The organism is Flagellimonas olearia, from assembly GCF_004150225.1.
Lineage (GTDB): Bacteria > Bacteroidota > Bacteroidia > Flavobacteriales > Flavobacteriaceae > Flagellimonas > Flagellimonas olearia.
The window spans coordinates 319,821-345,325 of the sequence record NZ_ML142909.1; the positions used below are offsets into that span (position 1 = coordinate 319,821).

The window sequence follows — 25,505 nt, forward strand, 5'->3', positions numbered from 1 at the left end:
TTGTTGGAACAGGTCGTTCCCAAACCTTCAAGGATCATGGTGAGATAATCGGTAATTTGGATTCAATCCCAACATTTGAAGAAAAAGTAGCTTATTTAAACGGTTTGCTTAAGGAGGGGAGGTTAAATAACAATTGGGTGGATAACGATTTTCTTCAGTATCGGGATTCGTTATTGGTCCAAGAGCAATGGAAAAAAGCCCTGCTGTTCACCAATACCTTGGGCATGTATTACATCTACGAATCCATCAACCATAAAAAGGCTTATGGCATATTGAAGGAGTATCAGCCTTATCTCCATTACAATAGCGATGAAAAGCAGATAGCTTTCTTTTACATCACCTATGCAGAGGCGGCGACCTTTATGCAGTTTTACAAAGAATCCTTGGAAATATTGGATAAGGGAATTGTTTTTATGGAAAAGCATAAGGATTCCTCGTTATATGAATTTGGTTATGCCTATTTAAAGGCTGGTGAGAATAGTGATAAGGTTAACGAGATCTCCCAGAGTGTGGGCTATTTTGAAAAGGCCAAGAAGATATTTTCCCATCAAAGGGATACACTGATGTATTTGTGGGCACAGAACGGTTTGGCACAACTTTATGGTAAGAATGGGTTATATGATAGAGCACAGGAGGCCCGCCAGGAGGTTTTTGAAAAGGGCATTGAGATAAAGGAGTATCAGGTGGTTACTATGGCGCGTTTGGCCGCCTGCAATGAGGCCGATCGCCAAAATAATCTTGCCGAAGAACTTCATCAAATCCGAATGGCACTTAAAGAGAAGGGCCATGAATCCGATGTACAGGGGATTGTGGATATTTTGACTCTTTCTTATGCAGTCTCCATTTATGCCAAAAACGGGATCAAGGATACATCGAACCTTTATAAAAAGGAATTGATGACCAAGATAGGGCCCCATATCAACAATCCTTTCTTGGGGACGTATTATCAGTTGGCTTTGAGTCAGAATGCGTTGGTCAATAACCAATTGGTTCAAGCGGAAAGGTATGCCCAAAAAGCCCTTGATGGGGTTAAAGGCTCTTTTGAGGCCGAAAATATTATGCGCTCAGAGTTTTTGTTGGCAAACATTTATGAACGGATGAACAATTTGGAGGAGTCAATCCAACATTATAAAAAATATACACAGATGAAAGATTCCGTCAATAATGTAACCTCTAGGCGAAAATTTGCCTTTATGCAGGCCGAACTTGAAACGGAAAAGAAGGATATGGAAATTGCAAAACAACGGCAGGACATTAAGATATTGGATGCCCAGAACAAGGAAAAGACCTATTGGTTGGTCTTTGGAGGTATACTACTTGTTGGTGGGTCTGGTTTTTTATGGTTGTACAGGAACAGGCGGTTTGCCGAAAAGGAGCAAGAACTTACCGAAAAATATTCCCAAGACCTGTTAAGGCAGCAAGAAAGGGAAAGGGAGTATATTGCCCGCGAATTGCACGATGGTGTTGGGCAGCAACTTACCATATTATCAAAAAAAGCTAGGGATGCCAACCAAACAGAATTGTTGCAACTTTCCCAAGATACCCTTGATGAAGTAAGACAGGTGGGAAAAGGTCTTCTTCCCCTTGCATTGGTCAGTTTGGGAATTACAGGTGCCATTCAACAGTTGATCTATACCTTTGATGAGAAATATGATATTATTTTCACCTTGGAAATGGATTCCATAGAGGGTTGCTTTTCCAAGGAGCAAAATGTAAACCTCTATCGTTTTGTACAAGAGGCAATGACCAATTTGGTAAAACATTCACAGGCTACCGAGGTGTTGATTGAGATTGTAAGGGAATCCAATAGTGTGAAATTGTTGATTGAGGACAATGGAATAGGTTTCAGCCATGAAGAAAAATACAAGGGCCAAGGTCTAGGACTCAAAACAATGGGGCAAAGAATCCGGATGATGGGTGGAAGGGTTCAAATCCGGACCGCCAACAACAGAGGAACATCCATTAACGCAAATATTCCTATTATCAATGCATAATTCCCATACTTTATTGATCGCCGATGATCATCCGCTGTTATTAAAGGGGCTGGTAGATGAGCTTGGATCCAAAGGATATAATGTGATTGCCCAGGCAACCAACGGCTTGGAGGCTTTGGAGGCACTGGCGGACCAGCAACCCGATATTGCCATTTTGGATATTCAAATGCCCATGCTCTCCGGGATAGAAGTTATCGCAAAGGCAAGGGAAGTAGGTTGTGAGACCCGTTTTATCCTACTCACCTCGCACAAGGAGGAGGGGCTTGTGTATAGGGCCAAACAATTGGGAATCAGTGGCTATTTGATGAAGGAGGAACCTTTTTCGGAAATCCAGAAATGCATTCAAATGGTCAGTGTGGGAAGTACATATTTTAGCAAAAGCTTTGAACAAGTGGTTGAAACGACAATCAATCCGCAACTCCAAAAACTGAAACTATTGTCCTCCTCAGAGCGTACCATTCTTCGAATGATGGCCCAGTCCAAAACTTCTAAGGAAATTGCAGGGGAGTTGTTGATTTCTTTGCGGACTGTCCAGAAACATAGGAGTAATATGATTCAAAAATTGGAATTGGGGAGCGATGGGGATCAATGGACTTCATGGATCTCGAAGTACAAGGATTTGATATTATCCCTATAACCTGTATTTAATCTGTTACAGATACGTACCCCTACGTAAAAATTGTGTATGGGTACGTATTTTTATTGAGGTCTTGGCGATTTAACTTGTAGTTCCGAAAAAACAAAGGTTGAATCAATGCCCGAATCACAATTTCAAACCGTATGTATTACGTTTTGTTTACTTATCTCAAGTTTGTTTGGGCCAAGCCTACGCATGGCCGGTTTTCACGGGCACATTAAAATGCATGACAATATTGGAAGTTCTTTTTTGTCCAAGAAAAAGGAAGGTCTTACATATGCCTTAAAGGATGGCCTAATTGTGAAGCTTGCTCAATTACCACTGTTTTTTATTGGTCTTTCCTTTGGTAAGGAAAAAAATCCAAGAAAGGATTCAAACGGCAATGAACGGTTAATAGCATACTCAAATATAAATTATTTAAAAACTTTTAACCCTATTTCAATTTATGGTCGTCTTACTAATGTTATGAATGCAAACCAACATAATATTATGCTGAGATCATCAGGCATCGTAACTGTTTACTCATTGATTGAGTTGTTTTAGTTAGTTTGGAATAGGGCAGTCTTTGATTGCCCTTTTTTTGTGCCATGAATAGTTCTGGGCACTTGTGTATTGCAATCATCCACAAAGAGTTTTGAATTCAATGGATTCATGATTCTTGCGTATTCAAATGGAACGAACAAAACCAAGGGCCGCTACTGGAAAAATTACAATGTAAGGTCAAAATAACCTCTTAAAACTGAAAGCCAATAAAACATACCGTCTAACACCCAAGGAATACAAAATTCTTTTTGATACCCACCATGTTGCACTTTGCTTGTTTTGCAATCGTTATTTGAACGACCTTGAAATGGCAAAGGATGTTGTGCAGGAAATCTTCATCAAAGTTTGGAACCAAAAAACGGTTTTTAAATGCCAGGATACGGTTAGGTCCTATTTGTACACAGCGGTAAAGAATAGATCATTGGATGTGTTGAAGAGCAAGCGGTATAAATCCAAATGTGATTTATCCGAAGAGGCAATACAAAGCATGGAGACTGATTCTTTTTTTTCGAGTGAGCTTGTTTTGCAAGAAACCGCACGCTTGGTGGACCATGCAGTAAATACCTTGCCCTTAAGATGTAAGAAAATCATAAAACTAAGTTTGTTGGGCTATAAAAATGGTGAGATAGCCAACGAATTGGAAATAACCCTGAATACGGTAAAAGCACAGAAAAAAATAGCCTATCGTAAGCTCCGTTTCCAACTTCGGGAGCACATTGCACTAGTGACCCACATTTTTTTGCCATAAAAACGGAAAACTTTTAACCCCATAGGCAACTTCCATCGTCTTTAAGTAAAAGGACAGCAACAATTATAATATGTTAAGAGATTTCAGCAAACTAATGGAACTGGCCAAAAAACTGGCCAGGACAATCCTACTACGCGAAAGGATTGAAGAGGTGGATACCTCAGAGGAGCTGAATCAAGACGAGCGCGATTATATAATGCAAAAATTGGCAGAACCCAGCCATTGGCTTGAAAGAAGTCGCTTGAAAAAGGATGTGGATGAAACACATACCATGGAATGGGAAAGGTTAAAGGCAAGCACAATACAGGACTCCAAACTTAAGTATTTGAATACGGTACTCAAGATTGCGGCAGTTTTTATCGGAGTTGTTGGATGCACCTATTTTTTTCTCTTTCAAAATTTCACCAATGATGTGGGCCAACCATTGATCAAACAAGAAGCCATTACCCTGGAGCTTGAAAATGGTTCCGTTGAAAAACTGACAAAATCAGATCATAAACAGTTTAGGAACCGTCAAGGTAAAATAGTGGGGTTGCAAAAAGCCGGTCAACTGGATTATACGTCCGATAGTGAACAGCCCGCCGGTTTGGATAATACAGATAAACCACTGGAATATCATAAACTGACCGTTCCCTATGGAAAAACATTTCAGCTTGTTCTATCCGATGGAACCAAGGTGCACTTGAATGCCGGGACCTCCTTGAAGTATCCCGTTCGGTTTGTCAAAGGCAAAACTAGGGAAGTTTTTATGGAAGGTGAGGCTTTTTTTGATGTCCATAAAAACAAGGAGCAACCCTTTATAGTCAATGCGGATGATTTGGGTGTTAAGGTCCTGGGGACTCGGTTTGTTGTTTCTTCCTATCCGGAGGATGCCTATGTGAATACGGTTTTACTGGAAGGCTCCGTTGGGCTATACAAAAGTTCTCAGGAAAAAAATGGGGAGGAGTATACGATGTTGGAGCCGGGGTTTATGGGGGCATGGAGCAAGGAGAGAGGGGATATTTCTGTCAAAGAAGTAGATACGGGTATCTATACGGCATGGACAAAGGGGAGGATGGTGTTCAGTCATATGAAATTCAAGGATATCATCAAAAAATTGGCACGATGCTACAATGTGTCAATTACAAACAGCAACGCCCAACTAGGGGAAGAAACCTTCACGGCAACATTTGATGTCAAAATAGAAACTATGGAGGATATATTGGAGTCTTTTAAAAGAAATTATGGCTTCGATTACCATATGGAAAACAATCAAATCAAAATTTACTAACGCAAAAGAAACTACGTGCCTATGAAATGAATACTGGAATATAAATAACCATCACTCTGAAGAAAAAAATCGGAAAATGCGGACACATTCCCCGATTGGATAAAAGAGTGATTTAAACCAAATGTTAAATCATCTTAATACAGAACAAAGATATGAAAATCCTTTCGATGTTGAGGGGCATGCCCCCCTTATACTTGAAGTTAGACCTTAAAATGAAACTAGCAGTCTATCTTTTTATCATTTCCCTTTTTCAGGTTCAGGCAAATTCATATGCCCAGAACACCAAGATCACTTTGCATTTAGAGAATGTCAGTGTTGAAAAAGTATTGAGGGAAATAGAGTCGAACACACAGTTCAAGTTTTTGTACAACGTTAACGAAATTGAATATGCCAAGAAGGTCTCCATCAATGTAAAAAATAAACGGATCTCCAAAATCTTGGAAGAATTGTTCTTAAAAACCCCTATAACCTATGAGGTTTTCAAGAAACAAATCATACTCAAGCGTTCTTTGTCCAAAGGAGATGGGGCCAACCCCCCAAAAAATACAGATGCCAATGATTACCAACAAATGGTTTCGGGGTCTGTTAAGGACATTGACGGGAATCCATTGCCCGGGGTCAATGTTTTGGTGGATGGAACAACTACCGGAACCCAGACCGACTTTGATGGCGAGTATTCCATAGAAGCGGAAAAAGGAGATGTCCTTGTATTTTCCTACATGGGGATGATCACACAGCGTGTTGAAGTTACCACCGATGTTATTACAGTAACCATGGAAGAAAATACCAGTAAACTGGATGAAGTGGTTGTTGTGGGATATGGGGTACAGAAGAAAGAAAACCTGACAGGAGCAGTCGGGGAGACCTCTAGTGTGGTCCTTGAAAATAGGGCTGTCCAAAATGCTGGTCAAGCTTTACAGGGTACCGTGGCGAATCTCACCGTAACGACCAACCCGGGTTCCCCTGGAAGAATCGGCCAAGGTTCTGCCTTTCAAATTCGGGGACTTGGTGATATCAATGGTGGAGCGGCACCGTTGGTTCTCATAGATGGTGTGCAAGGCGACCTAAACCTGTTAAATCCGGTTGATATTGAAAGTATCTCGGTATTGAAAGATGCGGCTTCAGCTGCAATTTATGGGGCCCGTGCAACTTTTGGGGTCATTTTGGTGACCACAAAAAAAGGTTCCAGAAAGAAAACCAAAGTGAGTATCAACAGCTCCGTGTCGAACAATGCCCAGACGCTTTCTCCAAAAACAGTGAATTCATTGCATTATGCGGAAACGATGAACGCAGCTGCGGCCAATTCTGGAATGAACCCGATTTTTGGTCCAGATCAAATGGATAGGATAAGACGATACCTTTCAGACCCAGGTAGTGTTCCGACCACGGTTCCCGAGCCAGGTGATCCTTCACGATGGAGTTATGGACTGGGTAATGCCAACGTGGATTATTTTGATGCGTACTACAGTGATTCCATGGTAAGCCAAAAGCACGATTTTGCGGTAAGTGGCGGAGGTGATAATACGGATTACCGTATCTCCTTGGGTTATCTGGATCAAGATGGGGTTTTTGAGATAGGGAAAGATAATTATAAGCGATACAATCTATTGGCCAATATCAATACAGATTTGAATGAGAAGCTCAAGTTTAAGTTCCAGACTTTGTATAACAGGGGCTTTACCAATGAGCCTTATGATTATTCGGCCCAAACGGGGGATTTGTTCCATATTGCATACACCAGACAGCCCCATTGGCCGTTGTACGACCCCAATGGATACCCCTTATGGACTTCGGAAATCCAATATTTTGAAGGTTCAAGACGCAAGACTAGGGAAGATGAATTAAAATTGATGGGAACTGTGGAGTTTGAGCCCGTAAAAGATTGGAAAACCACGGCGAGGTACTCGTATTCCAAATTAATGACCGAAGTCAACGCCCATCAGGCAATTTTACAGGCACATGATACGGATGGGAACCCATACGATATTCAGTCTGTCAATGCCGTGAGCAAGACAAATGCATCAAGGGATTACGAAAGTTTGGAGTTGTTTTCCTCCTACGATAAAACTATCGGTGGACATTATTTTAACATTCTGCTAGGGGGCCAGCGAGAAGATTACACCCGTAACGCTATATCGGGTTATGTTCCCAATTTGGTCACCGATGCCATACCGTCTTTGAATACGGGAACGGGTATTAGACAAACCTCCGATTCGATTGATGAGTGGGTCAATATTGGTTTTTTTGGCCGGGTAAACTACAATTATAAGGGAAAGTATTTGTTTGAGGCAAATGCCAGATATGATGGAACCTCAAAATTTCCTGTGGGAAATCAATGGGGCTTTTTCCCATCGGTATCCGCAGGTTGGAATATAGCCAAGGAGAACTTTTTCAAGGTTGAGGAAATAAACACCCTTAAACTAAGAGCCTCTTATGGGGAGCTCGGAAATCAGCAGATTTCAAATTACCTTTTTTATGCCCAAGTACCCATACGTACCAACTTGGGTTATATTATAGATGGGGAGCGCCCGAACTATATCTCAGCGCCGGGATTGGTAAGCAATAATTTGACCTGGGCAACCGCCAACACACTGGATTTTGGTTTGGATGTAACCATGTTGAAGAATCGTTTGAGCTTAAGCTTCGACTGGTTTGAAAGAAAGACTTTGGATATGGTCGGTCCCGCTGAGGCCCTGCCTTCCATTTTGGGAGTGGGGGTCCCTGTAACGAACAATGCCGATATGGTGACCAAGGGATTTGAGTTGACCTTGGGTTGGAACGATGTCATTAACGAGGACTTTAATTACTCGCTTCAATTCAATTTGTCGGATAACTTTTCTAAAGTTACCAAATACAATAGCTCAACCAATAATATTTGGGGCTATTACCCAGGTAAGGAAATTGGTGAAATATGGGGATATACCACTGCAGGAATTATCCAAAACAATGAGCAGTTGAACAATATGGCCGACCAGACCACATACATCTATGGTGGAAACTGGAATCTTGGAGATATTGAATATACTGATCTGAACGGGGATGGTGTGATCTCCCAGGGAGAGAACACTGTCGAAGATCCAGGGGATTTAAGAAGAATAGGAAATACCACACCACGGTACGCCTTTGGATTTACCTCTCGATTTGAATGGAAAGGATTCGATTTTAATATGTTTTGGCAGGGGATTGCCAAAAGAGAGGTTTTCCTTGGCGATATTCCATTTTTTGGACTTACGGGCTCTTGGACACAGCAAGTGTTCGAGACCACAATGGATTATTGGACCCCTGAAAATACGGATGCCTATTTTGCAAGGCCATATGCAACCGGCGAAATCAGAAAAAATCAACAGCAGCAAACAAGGTATTTACAAGATGCTTCCTATGTACGGTTGAAAAACCTTCAATTGGGCTACTCCCTACCCAATACTATTCTGGATCCTGTGGGACTTAATAGGCTCAGGGTATATGTGAGTGGTGAAAATTTGCTCACCCTTTCTCCCATTGATGAGAATTTTGACCCGGAAAGACTACATGGATGGTATGGTCCGGGTAAATCATACCCATTGTTTAGAACAATTACCATGGGTGTAAATATTGAATTTTAAAATTGGACAAGATCATGAAAAAACATACACTAGTCACAATGATGGCCGTACTCTTTGTTGCGATGCTATCATGCGAAGATGAATTGACCACGATTCCAAAGGACACTATTACCGATCAAGGTATTACATTCTCGGCCAATGAGATGGAAATGTACGCCAACCAGTTTTATACATCGTTGCCAGGAACCATGGCTGCGTGGGCATGGGAATCCGATGCCGCTTCGGATAATGACGTTCCAGCATCATTTACCTCATATCCATTGGCATTTGGCACCCAGACCATTCCGGCTTCTGGCGGAGGTTGGGGATGGGGCAATATCCGCAATGTCAATTTTTTCTTGGATAATATCTCCGTATCCGAAGCGCCACAATCTGCACAAGACAAGTACCTTGGGGAAATTCTCTTTTTTAAAGCCTTCTTTTATTTTGATTTGATGAAAAGGTTTGGGGATTTACCTTGGTTGTCCACTACCTTGGATGTGGATTCCCCTGAACTTTTCGAAGGGCGTTTGTCCCGATCGGTGGTTGCCGATTCCATACTTTCCGTGTTGGATCGTTCCATTGATAAGCTCCCATCAAAATCACAGACCCAGGAAGGACGTATCCATAGGGATGTTGCACTTCTCTTTAAGGCAAGGGTTGCTCTTTATGAAGGTACTTGGGAGAAATATCATGCAGGAACCCCTTTTGAAGGCGATGGTAGGGATGTTAATAGGTTTTTTACCCAAGCTAGGGATGCTGCCGAAGAAGTCATGGAGGGCGGATATACGCTTTATAATGATTTTTCGCACCCGGAGATCCCAGATGGCTTTAGTTATTGGAGGTTGTTCTCAACACCGAGTTCAGAGATTTCAAGCATATCTGAAGTGCTATTGGCAAGGGAGTACAGTGCCGATTTGGATTTGATATATTGGGGTCAACAGATCAGAACGTCCGGAGGACCAAATGGACATGGGATTTCAAAATCCTTGGTGGATGCTTATCTATGTGATGATGGATTGCCCATTGGCATAAGTCCACAATATATGGGTGATGAAACATTGGAAGAGGTTACTACCAATAGAGACCCCCGTATGAAAATGACCATCTCCACTCCGGGAATGCCAATCAAGATATCCAATGGTATCGTGGATGCATACCAACTACCTTTTTTAACGTTGAATCCATGGCCCAATACTACCGGGTATCAAATTTACAAGTGGCTCAGTCCATTTATAGCAACAGAAGATGCTTCAGGTAACAATACGTCCAATGCGGTTCCTTTGTTTAGATATGCAGAGGCATTGCTCATAGCTGCCGAGGCACATGAAGAGTTGGGAACCTGTACTCAGGAAGTGTTGGATAGGACCATCAACTTATTGAGGGACAGGGCAGGAGTTCCCCACTTGGATGAGACTGTTGGGTTTGCCGATCCCAATTGGAATTTTCCCGGGCTAACACCTTTAATGAATGAAATCAGAAGGGAAAGAAGAGTGGAGTTGGCTTTTGAAGGATTCAGGAGGGATGACTTGTATCGCTGGGCGGCCACCGATTTGATTCGCGCCCCCCGACTTGGGTCTAAATTGGAACAATGGAGAGATCGACCTTTTGAGCCTGCCTACGATGTAGACGAAGTATCCACACGGATAGAAAATGTTGATGGCTATATTTCTCCTCTGCTACAAACCTTTGGCGAAGGGGAGGTAGGCTTTGATCCTTCAAAAAATTACTTGGCGCCATTGCCTGTAGATCAGCTTACCTTAAACCCAAACCTGGGACAAAACCCGGGATACTAATCATTGCATTTATAAGAAGTGGTTTAGTTGCGGTCTTCCAATTTTTACGGAAGGCCGTACACTAAATCATGAATCATATTCTGGTTATATTCGTCTAATGGGTTTCGCAGCAATCCACCATTTACCCCTTACAACATTCAGCATCCTTAAAAAGCAATCTCTTCAAATGAAATCAGTTCTAAAAATATTAATGTTCCTTGGGCCTATGGCGATCATCTATTTACTATTGGTATGGTATACAGCTCCTCAGAAAATGCACGTGTACTGTGAAGAGGGCAATGATCTGTACAAGGTGATCCAAAGGTTGGAATATATGGATGTAGTGCGTTATGATAACTTGGATGATTTATTGGATGGTATCGGTAAGGGAGAATCGGCACTTATTTTGGCAGACGATTACCCAAATGAACGTCTGAACGTACCAGACAATTTTTTTGATCTTTTAAAAGAGAAGAAAAGCAGGTTTTATATAGAGTTCGCGGATAAACTTCCCGGGGTGAAGACCCAGCCCAAAAATAAAACACCAAAGTATGAACGAGCCGTGGTAAACTCCTCTTTTTTTGGAAACCAGCCAGACAGTTTGGACATTTTGTCCATCAATGGACTTACCTATGTTCCAACCCAAGTTTCCAATGCCCATATTGTGGCTGCAAGGGTTGCAGGCCTGGATAGCGCTATTTATGGCGTTCCGAAAGAAAACAACCCTTTATTGTTCCCATTGAACAATTATGATGGATTGGTGTCCACCACTGGGTTAAGTAACTTTATCAAAGGAAGGTACGCCCCGCAAGTTGAATGGCAGGGGATATGGAAAAGGATTTTTCAATTTTTATTGGACGATGGTACTGTAATTGAAAAGTTGGACTGGAATCCCAAGATACAGACCACTTATGACCGCAACGAGCAATTACCTTCCGATTATCAGAAAAAAAGCGTTGAGAAGGGCGTTGAATGGTTTAGAAATGCCAAAATGCTTGTGCCTGAAAAATATAATGGTATTCTACATAACACTCACAATGAGGAAATAAAAACCGAATTCATTAACTGGAGTGATACCATTTCAAATGGGGATGGCAGTAATGGGGTGTTTGAATGTGTTTTTTCCAGAATTGATGAAAAAGGAAATCAACCCATCGGGGTGGTACTCCGGGGCGATTGCACAGGTGAGGTGGCTGGTGCATTTGCGGCATCGGGAAAGTTACTTGGTAGGGAAGAGAACTACGAAATAGCCAATAACCTTTTGGAGTTTTACTTGAAAGAGTCATCTGCACTGAAAGGGGAGTATGGCAATCCAACCCATGGAGCCTATGGACTTGTACCTTGGGGCATTTCCAGTTATGCGTGGTACAAGGCAAATTATGGGGATGACAATGCCCGTCTCTTTCTTGGCGCTATTATCACTGCGGCAATTACCGGAAATACGGAACAGGATGATACATTGATGCGTATGTTGCTCGCATTGCACCGGACCACGGGAAAAAATGGTTTTAGGGGCGATAGGATAGATTTACCACAATTACAGGAAAACGGCTGGCAACATTATTATGAGGGTAAGGTTATGAACCTTTCTCCACACATGGAAGCATATCTATGGGCCTGTTTCCTTTGGGCCTATGACAAAACTGGGGATCCTATTTTTCTGGAGCGCACTAAACAGGCAATAAAAACTACCATGGAAGGCTATCCCAATAAATGGAAATGGATGAACGGACTGGCACAGGAAAAAGCCAGGATCCTCCTGCCTCTTGCGTGGTTGGTTCGTGTGGAAAACACAGATGAAAATAGAAAAATGCTCTATACCGCCTTGGATGGATTATTGGAGCTTCAGGACGATAGCGGCGCCATAAGGGAAGAATTGGGAAGCATTGAAAAAGGTGTTTTTCCACCTTCAAAGAGTAATGCTGATTATGGATTGCACGAGGCTTCTTTGATTGCAAAGAACGGCGACCCTGTCAGTGACCTACTGTATACCACCAATTTTGCCTTGGTAGGTTTGCATGAAGCTTGGTACACCCTCAAGGATCCCCGTATCAAGAAATCAGTGGATCAACTATCCGAGTTTCTCTGTCGCATACAGGTCAAATCACCGGAACATCCAGAGCTTCATGGAGGGTGGATGAGGGCCTTCGACTTTGAAAGGTTCGAACATTGGGGGTCCAATGCTGATGCCGGTTGGGGAGCATGGGCCATAGAAAGTGGCTGGACGCAAGGATGGATCACAACCATGTTGTCACTGCGAGAACTTGATACTTCCATTTGGGACCTGACCAAGAATTCCGAAATAAACAATCATTATGATGCATTGAAGAAAGAAATGCTTCCAACTGGAAAAAAACAATAAGATATAGCAATCAGATAAAATAAGAATGAACTTGAAAGAAGAAATGAAAAGCAGAAGGGGGTTTGTCAAAAAATCCTTGATAGCGGCTACAGGCATCAGTATTATACCAAGACATGTTTTGGGAGGTCCAAATTTTATTCCTCCCAGCGATCAACTTACCAAAGCGGTGATCGGTGTAGGCGGTATGGGCCAAGGCCATTTAACTTATGAGGGAACCAAATTGTTGGCCATTTGTGATGCCGATGCAAAACACTTGGCAGATACCCTCAAGAAAGTCAGCGGTGATGTTAAGGGATACCGCGATTTTAGGGAAGTACTTGACAGACCGGACATTGATATCATCCATATTGCCACCCCTCCCCACTGGCATGGGCTCATGTCCATTATGGCGGCAGAGGCAGGTAAGGATGTCTGGTGTGAAAAACCGATGACCAGGACCATTGGAGAGGGCAAGCGTGTTGTTGAAGCCATGAAGGTGCATGGGAAAATGTTTAGGCTGAATACTTGGTTTCGCTTTAAGAGTAACTTCTATGGGATGGGGACGCCCGTTAAAAAACTTAAAAAAGTGGTCGACAGTGGTGTGTTGGGATGGCCGTTAAAAGTAACCATAAGTGGCATTACCGGGTTTAATTGGAAGTTCTACTGGGTAGGAAAGGAGAATTTGACTCCTCAGCCCGTACCCGGGCATTTGGATTATAATATGTGGTTGGGACCAGCTCCCGAAAAACCTTATAATCCGCATAGGGTCCATTCCACTTTTAGAGGGTATTGGGATTACGACGGAGGCGGATTGGGTGATATGGGGCAACATTATATCGATCCCGTTCAATACTTTTTGGGCAAGGACCATACCAGTCCAGTTAAGGTTGAGGTGGATGCCCCGCAGCAGCATTATGATGCCATTGGGACTTGGAGAAGAATAACCTATACCTATGCCGATGGCTGTCAAATTATATTGGATGGCGAAAACCGTGATAAGAACGCTGCCTATATTGAGGGGCCTGATGGCAAAATATTCAATGGATTCAAATCCACTGTTCCCAACATCGAAGGCTTGATCAATACCCTTCCCGATCCAGAGGAGCAAATAACTACATTTTCGGAGTCCGTTAAAACCCGTCAAAAGTTTGCATTGAATGAAGAGAATGGACACCGATCGGCAACTATTGTCAATATGGGGGTAGTGGCATTGCGACTGGGCAGGGACTTGGATTTTGATCCCGTTAAGCAAGAGTTTGTGAATGATCCGGAAGCCAATAGATTACTGGACCAACCCATGCGTACTTCATGGGCCACTTGATCATTCGCCATAATACCCAAATTGAAGAATAAAAGTATGTACCTATGGGATTTGAGGGAAACCAATCGAAACAGGTCGTGTTCCATCGGTCAAAAAATCACAAAAAAATGAAAAGGATAAAATATACTATATCAACGCTCTTTTTGCTCTTTGCCTTACAAACTTCCATTGGGCAGATAAACCGGACCTTGGAAACCAAAGTGGTGGATATATTGGCACAATTCCCGACCGAGGATTTGGAGCATTCGGACAGGTTAATGCAAGAAATGTTGGATTTGGATGCCAAGGGAATCCATGAATTCTGTAAACGTATCATTCCTCTGGGAACGGGAGACGACACCCAAGCAAGATATGCTGTTCACAGCTTGGCGGTGTATGCTGGAAACCACAAAGAAAGTAGCGTCGAAAAAGCACTGCTAACTGCCTTGGACAATGCAGAAGGGACGGAGGTGAAAACATTTTTCATAGATCGTTTGGCGTTTTGTGGAAGTGATGTAAGTATAGAATTACTGACCAAATACCTTAAGGACGAAGAACTATTTAAACCTGCCTTGGCCACGTTGACGGCAATAGGTACATCAAACGCGGCACAAGCCATTTATAGCACGACCCAGTCCTACAACGGAAATAGGAAAGCGGCATGTATTGCAGCATTGGGACACTTGCGCTATGCCCCTGCATCAGAAGCTCTGGTTGAGGTGATGTCCGATTCAAAATCGGATAGTTTTCTAAAACAGAAAACGCTTATGGCCTTGGCGGAAATAGCCAACCCTGATTCATATGATATTCTTTCCAAAGCAGTCCAAAGTGAGGATTATCAATTGGGAAACAACAGGGGCATTATCGCTTATATCCATTATGGTAATAGACTTGTTGATGAAGGAAATTTATCCTTGGCCCAAACTATAGCCGAGTCATTGTTGAAAAACTGTACTCAGGACAGCCAACTGAATTTTAGGGTGGCGGGCATCAATCTGCTATCCGCTTCCAAAGGAAAAAATGCCACAAAGACGTTTTTGAAAGAGGCAAAGCACCATGATGAGGCCTATAGGGGGAGCGTTTTAAAAGCAGCCGGCCAGAACCTTACACCCAGTGGAGTCTTGAAATGGGTCAAACAATACAAGAAAATAGGAGATACTGGAAAAATTCAACTTTTGGAAATGTTGCGGCAACGTCAAGAACCTGAAGTGTTGGATGACTGTATCTCAAAAGCAATCCTTTCGGACAATGAATCTTTAAGGTTGGCAGGGGTTAGAGCTTTGGCTTTTCAAGATAAGGAAATGGCCTTGCCCTTACTTTTTAAGACATTACAAAACACCGATACTGATGCGACTTTTGCAGGTATTGAAAATACCTTGTTGAAAATTGTAGGTGTGGAAGATGCCCCGCTCGTTGCCGGTGAATTACAGAACATGTATAATCAGAAAGGGAAGAGCGTATTGGTCAATGTTCTCGCCAAACGAAATGCAACAGATCAATTTGATGTGATCGCCAAGATGTTGGATCAAGCGGATCCTGGTTTACAAAAGGCCATCTATAAGGCACTACCATCCGTTTCTTCCGAAGATGACTTAACGGAACTGATGGATATACTCTCCTCGGCAGAAGATATAGAGGACATTAATTACGTGCAGCAGGCCATTGTCAAAGTTCTTGATGGCACCCAGCAAGAAAAATCTTCCTTGGTTTACAACGCATTTGCGGATTTTGGCGATAAGTCCAAATTAATTCCCATCCTTCCTGCAATTAAAGGTGATAAAGCATTGTCGCTGATAGCGGAACAATTGCAATCCGACAAAGGTGAAGACAAAATGGCTGCAATACAGGCGCTTGCCGTGTGGGACGGTAACGAAAGCCTTCCGTATATGTTCAATGCTATAATCGATTCACCAAAGGGCATCAGGGATTTGGCCTTTGGCGAGTATTTGAAAAAGGTTACCACCTCGGATTATCCCGATGACCAAAAACTGTTGTTGATACGCAAGTTAATGCCACACAGCAACACCATAGCGGAGAAAAAGCAAGTAATTCAGGCAGCCCAATCGGCAAAGACATTCTTGTCTTTGGTTTTTGTTTCGGATTATCTGGATGACCCCAACTTGGGCTCTGACGCATCCAATGCCATTGTAAATATTGCCTTGCCAACGCCTGGAGTCAATAATGGACTTCGTGGGGATGTGGTAAGAAAGGCCGTTTCAAAGAGTATGTTGAACTTATCGGGCCCAGATAGTCAGTATATCAAAATTGATGCGAAAGAGTTTTTGGATAAAATGCCCAAGGAAGAAGGATTCGTGTCCATATTCAATGGAAAGGACCTCACCGGTTGGGAAGGTCTGGTGGAAAATCCAATCAAAAGGCAAAAAATGTCCAAAAGTGCCCTGAAAAAAGCACGGGAAAAAGCCAATGCACAAATGTTGAAGGACTGGTATGTAAAAGATGGAGTCATAGGATTCAAAGGAGAAGGTTATAATAATATTTGTACTATAAAAGATTATGGCGATTTTGAGATGTTGGTGGATTGGAAAATAACCCATGGTGGAGATAGTGGAATATATCTGAGGGGTACTCCACAAGTCCAAATCTGGGATACCGCACAAACCAAGGTCGGGGCAGAAGTTGGAAGTGGAGGATTGTACAATAATCAAAAAAATGCCAGTAAACCTTTGGTAGTGGCAGACAACCCCATAAATGAGTGGAACACATTTAGGATTAAAATGGTAGGGGAACGGGTTACTGTCCATTTGAACGGAAAATTGGTTACCGATAATGTTGTTTTGGAAAATTACTGGGATAGGGAAAGGGCCATTTTTGCAAAAGAAGCCATTGAGCTACAGGCCCATGGAGAAGATTTGGGATTCAGGAACATTTATGTTCGTGAGATACGATCTGGGAATGAACTTTTAAGCCTTGAGGAACAAAAAGAAGGATTTCAGTCTCTTTTCAACGGAAAGGATTTGGACCATTGGATCGGGAATAAAACGGATTATTTGGTTGAGAACAATGAACTGGCGGTTCAGCCCAAACGAGGAGGTCATGGAAACCTGTATACCGCCAACGAGTATTCTGATTTTACTTTTCGTTTTGATTTTAAGTTGACCCCCGGAGCCAACAATGGTCTTGGTATTCATGCCCCGTTGGAGGGCGATGTGGCCTATGTTGGAAAGGAGTTGCAAATTTTGGACAACACTGCACCGATCTATGCCAATTTAAAGCCCTATCAGTATCACGGCTCGGTATACGGGATAGCTGCTTCCAAAAAAGGATTTTTAAATCCTGTTGGCGAATGGAATTCCCAAGAAGTCATTGTAAAAGGAGACCATATTAAAATTATTCTGAATGATCAAGTCATTCTTGATGAGGACATTAAAAAAGCTTCGGAAAACGGTACTGCAGATGGTCAAGAACATCCAGGACTCCAGAGAAATAGTGGGCATATGGCATTTTTGGGTCACGGCTCCGCACTGTGGTTCCGAAATATCAGAATCAAGGAATTAAAGTAAAAAAGGGGGGCACAAGAATATAAGGTTCTGGTCTTGGCTAGCTACGTGGCCATCGAGGTCCTTGTGAGATATGATTTCCTTTAATGGATAAACGTAGGATATGGTATTGATAGCGGACAGTGGCTCTACCAAGTGCGATTGGCGAGTTTATGATGGAATCGGCGCAAAGGTGTTTCAAAAGAGGACCAATGGAATCAATCCCATGATTCATTCTGATGAGGACATAGGGTTACTCGTCCAAGAGGTGAGAAATGAGATTCCAAATGAGATTTTACAGGTGGAGTTTTACTGTGCAGGAGGTAAATCCGAAGAATCGCAACAAAGATTGTTTCAGGTATTTTCCCAATTTTTTAAAGAGGCTCAGGTGAGAATAGAAGACGATTTGGGAATTGCAGTAAAATGTGCCAAGGGTGAGCCCAGCGTGGTATGCATTTTAGGTACTGGGGCCAATAGTTGTTTCTTTGATGGCGCCAAGATTCATAAACGGTTACCCGATTGGGGTTATCAGGTTATGGATTTAGGTAGCGGCAATTATTTTGGTAGAGAGCTATTGCGTAGTTATGCATACGGTTATATGCCCCGTGATTTGATGGGGAAATTTGAGGACAGCCATAATCTGAACAATAAAGACATACTTCATGAGCTGTACCAAGGAGGGAACCCAAGTTCATATCTGGCCAAATTTGCCAAGTTTATGATAGAGAATCGCGACCATCTTTTCCTACGGTCAATGATCCGGGATGGTGTAGATAAAGTCTTTGAGCACGTGTTAGGACCCTATCGGTATGAAATGGAGCAATACCCATTGTATTTTATTGGCTCCATTTCCTTTTATTTACAGGATTTCCTTAGAGAGAAAGCGAAAGTACTTGATTGTAAGGCAGTCCATTTTATTGGGAAACCCATAGAGTATTTATCAGAGGGATAAAAAAAGTAGTTTTGGTGGTGTACTCTTTTAATTTTCCGGTTCCTTAAAAAGAAGGTCCTAAAATTACATGAAGCTATATCCCTGATCATCAATCTTTTTTGTTTTATGCGTATACCAATAAACAACATCATGAATCTTTTGGTTGAATTGAAAGAAGATTTGTTTTTAGCTTATTGACCAAAATTCATGGACCAACAGTATCTGATTAAAGTTGTTGGGAAAGAGGGTTGATATTCTTTCTCAACACTGTTGTATGATGTCTTAACTGGCTTCTCCAAATGAACACACTAGCTTACTAAATTGATAAGGTTGCTTATGGCTAGCCCAACTATTAAAAGAAGTCCAAGTGCGCCCCAGATTTTGGTGAATTTTGAATTGACATTTTCCCCCATAATGGTTTTGTCATTACCAATTAAGTACATGGTGATACCAATAAAAGGGACCAAAAAGATGGTAATACTCTGGGCAAAAACAATGAGTTCCAGTGGCAGGTTTCCAAAAATTAGGGCAATGGCCGATCCTGCCACCATGACCATGGATATGAATACCTTTACCATCCTATGATTTAAGCTGCTGTTGTATCCAAGGGTATCCCCCAAAAGTGAGCCTCCCAGCACGGCGTTCCCAATAAGGGATGAAAAAGAACTGCCAAACAGGCCAATTAAGAACAAGAAAGATGCATAATCACCAAGAAGAGGCTCCAGTGCCTTTCCCATATCGCTGGCAGAGGATACTTTTATGCCTTGGGGTTGAAGAACGTTGGCAGCACAGATCATAACCGTGGCGCTCATTACTCCCAATATAATGATACCTACTCTACTGCTCAGTCGTTCGGTACCATCAGGTTCATTGGTCTTGGATAACTTTTTGCGTTCTTGGACCAGATAGGATTGATAGAAAGCCCCAACCAAGGAAAAACAGGATGCGGTAAAAGCAACAATGAGTCCCACGGAACCCACGGGAACGGAAGGCGCCAATCCTTTTACTACATTAAGTAGATTGGGTTGTATCAATATTGCAGTGGCCATAAAGGACAATAACATGAGTATGACCAAGGTTATCATTATTTTTTCCAATAGCTTATAGAACGATTTAAAGAACAAAAGCATAATGCCAATGATGTTAAAGGTCACAATCCAAATTTTTGGACTTGTGTTGGATGCTTCTGCTATTGAAATGGCCACACCGGTGGAATTCCCGGCCTGAAAGGATATGGCGACCAAAAAGATTCCTATCCCGATGAGCAATGAAACGGGCTTTCCAAATTTCTTTCGAATCAAGGTGAGCAATGATTCTGTATTTTGGGCACCTATTCGCGCACCCATGGTAGTGAAGACCATCATAAAGAATATGGCCACCACAATTACCCATAGCAGGGCATTGCCATAATCTGCACCCATTTTGGAGGTAATGGTCATTTTGCTTGGACCGAAGACCAAGGCCGCTGTAATGATTCCTGGGCCTAAAACAAGTAGCCAGTTGGCTTTTGATGATTTCTTATATGTTGACATAATTGCTGTGGGTTGTATAAAATCTGTTGATATATTTTCTAGGGGGACCATTTCCAATCCCGTATGATAAGAATGAGTTCATGAAAATTGAATAAGTCTATAGATGGTTTTGAATAAGCATGGGTTTTTTCAATATCAGTTGGGTTATGACTGTTTTCAAATGTAGACAATCTATTCGAAGTTTTGCTAATATTGTATACATTATTATACTAATATAGTCTTCATAATGAAATGCCTTAATACAAGGTTCTTAGTCCTTATAGTTATCTATAACCTGATTTATAGGCCTATTTTTGTTAAATATCAAGATTTATTTTTTTTGTATACAAAATATTTATATGTTAGTATACATAATTATATATCAACTCTCAAATTTGGGTAAAAAATTTAGTGCTATTGGTGTCGGCTTAGATAACTAGCGGATGCTTTCCATGGAAATTGCTGTCTACGAGGGTGTTCCTGGAGAGATGAGTCGTGTTTATCAATAGGTGAACGAAGATGGCCATAAAACAACTACTAACTACGATGAAGAAAAAAATGTAATCAATTTGGACCAGAATTTCAGTTTGACAAATAACTACAACTATAACCATGATAAATAATGAAAACACACTTTAAAGGTAAAGAGGGCAAGATGTGGAACAGGGCCAAAATTGGGCTTCTTGTTGTTCTTGTAATGAATTTCCATGCAATGACTTCAATGGAATTGAACGCCATGGAAAGTGAAAGGGGGGTATTGCCAAATCACCAACAAAACAATATAACCGGTAAAATAACGGACATTAATGGTGTTGCTCTTGCAGATGTGGAAATCTTTAACCTAACCACGGGACAAGCGGTGTTGTCCGATGGGAATGGGATGTATTCCATAGCTGGAGAGGACTCCGATGTGCTGCAATTCAGTTTAATAGGGTTTGTAAGTCAAATGCTACAAGCGGAGCACTCCGCCGCAGTGGTACTGGCTTTTGCGCCCAAAGAATTGGATGAGGTCGTTGTTGTGGGGTATGGTACTCAAAAAAAGGCCAACCTCACGGGAGCGGTTACTTCGGTGGAGTTCAATGAATCCACCAGCAGTAGGCCCAACATGAACCTTTCATCCGCTTTGGTAGGATTGAGTTCAGGGTTGAATGTTTCTCAGACCTCGGCCACTCCAGGAGCGGAAGGCTTCAATATATTGGTAAGGGGAAGGGGAACCATGAACGATGCTTCACCGTTGGTGATCATTGATGGTGTTCCTGGAAACCTAAATGATGTGAATCCTAACGATGTTGAAAGCATATCTGTTTTAAAAGACGCATCATCTGCCGCTATTTATGGATCACGGGCCGCCAATGGGGTTATTCTGGTAACCACCAAAAGAGGTAAGGGTGAAGAGTTCAAGGTTACTTATAGTGGTTATACAGGACGTATATCCGCAGCCAAAAGAATAGATTTTATTACCGATATGGCTACCCATATGGAGTTGGTCAACGAATCTGAGGGGATGGAGAAATACCCAAATACCCTGATCGAGGAATGGAGAAGGGAGTCTGCAAGTGGAAACCCACTTTACCCGAACACGGATTGGTACGATGAGATGTTGAAGACTTCGATACTTACCGAGCACAACCTATCTGTTCGTGGCGGTGGTGAAAAAGGAAACTTTGCCATTTCATTGGGGTATTTGAAGAATGAAGGAATCATAGATAAATCCGATTATACACGATATAACTTTAGGGTGAATGCCGATGCTAAGGTCAAGGACTTCTTGACTATTGGCGGGAATGTCTTTGGTTCTTGGTCCGATAGAGGTCCAATAGATGTGGGCAGCTTCTTTTCAAGCATCCGGAATACAACACCAGGGGTAATACCGGTTTCCGAGGATGGCAGATATGGAGGTGAAATGTTTTTGGGCCTCCCCGCTGGATCAAACCCAAGGGCTTATGTGGACAATGCCCGGGGCAACTATGAAAAATTGCAGTTAGGATTGAAATTCTACGGCATTGTGGACATATTCAAGAACCTGGAATGGGAAAATAGCTTCGGTTTCAACTATACAAACAATAGGGATTGGGAATATGCGCGACCCTATGCGCTGTGGAATTTCCAAACCGATTTTGAATATCAGAAGAGACCCAGTATAAACAGTTTGTTCAATGAGAACAGAAGAAGCTACTCCACCGTGGTGAGCTCACTTCTTCGCTTTAATGAAACCTTTAATGAAACCCACAGCGTTTCCGCTTTGGTGGGCTTTGATCAGCAATACAACCGTTTGGATAGGTTCAACGCCAAGAAGAACGATATTCTGGGCGATGATGCCATTTATATATTGGACGCCGGAACCAATCTTGAATCGGCCGGTGGTTCAGGAACAGATGATGCGCTCAGGTCTTATTTTGGAAGGCTGAACTACAACTACAAAGGAAGGTATTTGTTGGAGGCCAATGCCAGGTATGATGGCTCCTCAAGATTTGCGGATGACAATAGATGGGGATTCTTCCCTTCATTCTCTGCAGGTTGGAGAATTTTGGAAGAACCTTTTGCCAACGGCTGGAAGAATACATTTGATGAGATCAAGATAAGAGGTTCTTGGGGAAAACTCGGGAACAACAGGATTGGGGATTATTCCTATCAGGAAGTATATGGATCATACTTATACCCATTTGGAGGTTCGCTCCAGCAGGGTGTTGGTCCAAGGGAAATCGCCAACAGCAAGTTAAAGTGGGAGACCACTACAATCAGCAATATTGGGTTGGACCTAGCATTTTTGTCCAGAAGATTGACCTTGTCCGCAGAATATTTCGACAAGACAACCAGCGATATCTTGACCAAGATTCCTATTCCTTTGGTTTTGGGTAACTTCTCGCCCCCGTGGCAGAATATCGCTGAGATGGAAAACAAAGGGTTTGAATTTCAGCTGGGTTATCAAGGAAACATAGGCCAGGATTTCAGCTACCATTTTGCGGGTAACCTCTCAACGGTAAAGAACAACGTGACCAAGTTTAATGGGGAACAATCCATAAGCGGTCCTTCTATAACAGAGGAAGGCAGTGCCTTTAACAGCTTTTATCTTTTGGAATTTGATAGGATCATTCAGGATCAATCCGAGATCGATCAGTTGATTGCGGATGGATACACCTTTGGCTCTTATGTGGGAGGAACCCCGGAACCAGGTGATATGCTCTACAAGGATGCAAACGGGGATATGATATTTGACGATCAAGATAGGGTGGTCAAGAGTTATTCCGCATTGCCCAAGGTTACCTACGGATTCAATTTTAATGTAGCCTACAAAGGCTTTGATCTGAACGTTGTGGCCCAGGGAGCCGAAGGTGTAAAACAGTATTGGGGTAATGATGGTTTCAATACATTCAACATCAACGAAGGCTTTTTGCAGCGCAAGGAAATTCTAAATCGTTGGACGCCTGAAAATAGATCTACGGTGTATCCTAGGTTGCGTACTTCGGGGTCGGCACTCAATACCGTGTATAGTGACTATTGGTTGCACGATACATCGTATTTCCGGATTAAATCATTGCAGTTGGGATATGTGTTGCCCCAAGACGTGACGTCCAAGTTTAAGGTAGACAGGTTAAGGCTGTATACCAACCTTGAAAACTATTTCACGTTTACAAGTTTTGATGGATACAATCCAGAGAATGCAGCTGTTTCATATCCTTTGATGAAACAATGGGTGGTTGGACTGAATTTAACATTTTAAAAGAAAAGTCATGATTAAAAATATAAATAGGATATTGCTCGCGCTACTTTCCATTTTCACAGTAGTTTCATGTAGCGATGATTTTCTGGATAGGGACTCCTTGGTAGGCCTGTCCGAAGGAGGCTTTTGGAAATCGGAACAAGATGCCGTAATGGGGGTTAATGCACTTTATGACGCCAATCGGGAATTTACCAACAGTATTGTGGTGTATGGTATGATGGATGATTTTACCGATATTTCCTACCAGTCATGGGCCACAGGTTTGACCACTGGAAATTTTCCGTCCAACGCCTCATTTTACTCCAACTCTTGGGGAATATTCTTTAAGGGAATATACCGGGCCAATACCATTTTGGAAAATGTGCCCGATATTGAGATGGGCGAAGCTGTTAAGAACCGATCTTTGGGAGAGGCAAGGTTTTTCAGGGGGTATTATTATTTCAAACTGTGGGATTTCTTTGGAGCAGTGCCACTTTATGATACCGCAATGAACGTTGATGAGTCCTATAAACCTAGAAACACGGAAGAGGAAGTATATAACTTTATCGTGGAAGACATGACCGAGGCCTTCAATCTTTTGCCGGAAAGCTACGAGCAGACCAACAAAGGCCGTGCAACCAAATGGGCGGCATTGGCCATGCGTGGCAAGGCGCACCTTTGGGCCAAAGAGTATGAAAAGGCGGCAGCGGATTTTAAATATTTAATGGACAATAGCGACAGGGACTTGGTAGATGATTTTCATAGTTTGTTCCGCGTGGCGGGCAACAATAACGAGGAGGTTATTTTTGATGTGCAGTATATTGCCGAACAAGGATATGGTTTGGCCACGGACAGGAATTATGGCAATGCGAGGGGAGCAACATCAGGTTCTCAGCGTACAAGGCCAACCCCTAAATTGGTCAATGCTTATGAAATGATTGATGGTACCCCCTTCGATTTTGCCAACTTCACGGATGCAGGTGGGGATACATTTGACCCCAACGATCCTGCAGACTGGGAAGATGAGGATTCGGTAAGAGCTCTTTTTGAGAACAGGGATCCCCGTATGCAACAGGCCATTGTGGTGCCATGGTCTACCTTTGTGGGTGGAGGTGAAGTGGAATACCTTTACAGGTTCCCAGTGGATACATCGGACCCATTGGCGTATGTGCCCATCTGGACGGGAGGAAGCTATGCTTGGAGAAAATTTGTGGAGACTGGCTCTGTGTACACCTTGCAGAACAATATGCCTCAAAACTTCCCACTCATTAGATTGGCAGATGTTATTTTGATGTATGCCGAAGCTCAAAATGAGGTGAGCCCGGCTGCTCAGAGTGTTTATGACGCTGTAAATGAGGTTCGCGAGCGCGCAGGGATGCCAGATTTGCCAGACGGATTGAATGGAGACCAGATGAGGGAGAGAATCCGTAACGAACGTATGGTGGAACTATGTGGTGAAGGGCAACGGTATTCGGATATCCGAAGATGGGGTATTGCCAAAGACGTTGTGGACGGGGTATGGATGACCGAGTTTACCGGAGTAAATATCAGACAGAGGGGATTCCCGGACCATTATTATTTATGGCCAATTCCGCAAACGGAAATTGATGTGAATCCGGCTTTGACGCAAAATCCAGGCTGGTAGGGAAAAAAATCCCATTGTAGGAAAGACCTACA

Annotated in this window: 14 protein-coding genes; 13 read left to right on the forward strand and 1 reads right to left on the reverse strand. The window is 42.6% G+C overall.

What is annotated here, in order from left to right:
- Positions 1 to 137 precede the first annotated feature (137 nt).
- The 11 genes from DN53_RS10380 to DN53_RS10430 all read left to right on the forward strand — a co-directional run bounded on the left by DN53_RS10380 (position 138) and on the right by DN53_RS10430 (position 18,638).
- Entirely contained in the window at positions 138 to 1,994 is a 1,857-nt protein-coding gene (locus tag DN53_RS10380; RefSeq protein ID WP_165357367.1) for a tetratricopeptide repeat-containing sensor histidine kinase, read from the forward strand.
- Complete coding sequence (locus tag DN53_RS10385; RefSeq protein WP_129654209.1) at positions 1,987 to 2,631, forward strand: response regulator transcription factor; 645 nt, start codon at positions 1,987 to 1,989, stop codon at positions 2,629 to 2,631. The genes DN53_RS10380 and DN53_RS10385 overlap by 8 nt, the downstream gene beginning before the upstream one ends.
- Before the next feature lie 117 nt (positions 2,632 to 2,748).
- Positions 2,749 to 3,174: a hypothetical protein gene (locus DN53_RS10390; RefSeq protein WP_129654210.1), complete on the forward strand. Its 426-nt coding sequence runs from the start codon at positions 2,749 to 2,751 to the stop codon at positions 3,172 to 3,174.
- A gap of 241 nt (positions 3,175 to 3,415) precedes the next feature.
- Positions 3,416 to 3,922, forward strand: a complete 507-nt coding sequence (locus tag DN53_RS10395) for an RNA polymerase sigma-70 factor (RefSeq protein WP_129654211.1) — start codon at positions 3,416 to 3,418, stop codon at positions 3,920 to 3,922.
- 70 nt (positions 3,923 to 3,992) lie between these two features.
- Complete coding sequence (locus tag DN53_RS10400; protein ID WP_129654212.1) at positions 3,993 to 5,192, forward strand: FecR family protein; 1,200 nt, start codon at positions 3,993 to 3,995, stop codon at positions 5,190 to 5,192.
- Between the two features lie 212 nt (positions 5,193 to 5,404).
- Positions 5,405 to 8,794: a TonB-dependent receptor gene (locus DN53_RS10405; RefSeq protein ID WP_165357369.1), complete on the forward strand. Its 3,390-nt coding sequence runs from the start codon at positions 5,405 to 5,407 to the stop codon at positions 8,792 to 8,794.
- A gap of 14 nt (positions 8,795 to 8,808) precedes the next feature.
- Positions 8,809 to 10,569 (forward strand): RagB/SusD family nutrient uptake outer membrane protein, encoded by a 1,761-nt coding sequence (locus DN53_RS10410; RefSeq protein ID WP_129654214.1) that lies wholly within the window; start codon positions 8,809 to 8,811, stop codon positions 10,567 to 10,569.
- A 166-nt stretch (positions 10,570 to 10,735) separates the two neighbouring features.
- Entirely contained in the window at positions 10,736 to 12,910 is a 2,175-nt protein-coding gene (locus tag DN53_RS10415) for a hypothetical protein (protein WP_129654215.1), read from the forward strand.
- 25 nt (positions 12,911 to 12,935) lie between these two features.
- Positions 12,936 to 14,210, forward strand: coding sequence for a Gfo/Idh/MocA family oxidoreductase (locus tag DN53_RS10420; RefSeq protein ID WP_242502116.1), 1,275 nt, complete (start codon positions 12,936 to 12,938; stop codon positions 14,208 to 14,210).
- Between the two features lie 107 nt (positions 14,211 to 14,317).
- Entirely contained in the window at positions 14,318 to 17,710 is a 3,393-nt protein-coding gene (locus DN53_RS10425; protein WP_165357370.1) for a 3-keto-alpha-glucoside-1,2-lyase-like domain-containing protein, read from the forward strand.
- Between the two features lie 100 nt (positions 17,711 to 17,810).
- Complete coding sequence (locus tag DN53_RS10430) at positions 17,811 to 18,638, forward strand: N-acetylglucosamine kinase (protein ID WP_129654217.1); 828 nt, start codon at positions 17,811 to 17,813, stop codon at positions 18,636 to 18,638.
- A 287-nt stretch (positions 18,639 to 18,925) separates the two neighbouring features.
- Here the strand turns inward: DN53_RS10430 and DN53_RS10435 are convergent, their stop codons facing one another.
- Positions 18,926 to 20,149, reverse strand: coding sequence for an Nramp family divalent metal transporter (locus tag DN53_RS10435; RefSeq protein ID WP_129654218.1), 1,224 nt, complete (start codon positions 20,147 to 20,149; stop codon positions 18,926 to 18,928).
- Positions 20,150 to 20,750: 601 nt separating this feature from the next.
- Between DN53_RS10435 and DN53_RS10440 the strand changes: the two genes are divergently transcribed.
- Both DN53_RS10440 and DN53_RS10445 read left to right on the forward strand, forming a co-directional pair.
- A complete protein-coding gene (locus DN53_RS10440; RefSeq protein ID WP_129654219.1) occupies positions 20,751 to 23,849 on the forward strand; it encodes a SusC/RagA family TonB-linked outer membrane protein in 3,099 nt (1,032 codons plus the stop codon).
- Between the two features lie 10 nt (positions 23,850 to 23,859).
- Positions 23,860 to 25,473: a RagB/SusD family nutrient uptake outer membrane protein gene (locus DN53_RS10445; protein WP_129654220.1), complete on the forward strand. Its 1,614-nt coding sequence runs from the start codon at positions 23,860 to 23,862 to the stop codon at positions 25,471 to 25,473.
- Positions 25,474 to 25,505: the final 32 nt, after the last annotated feature.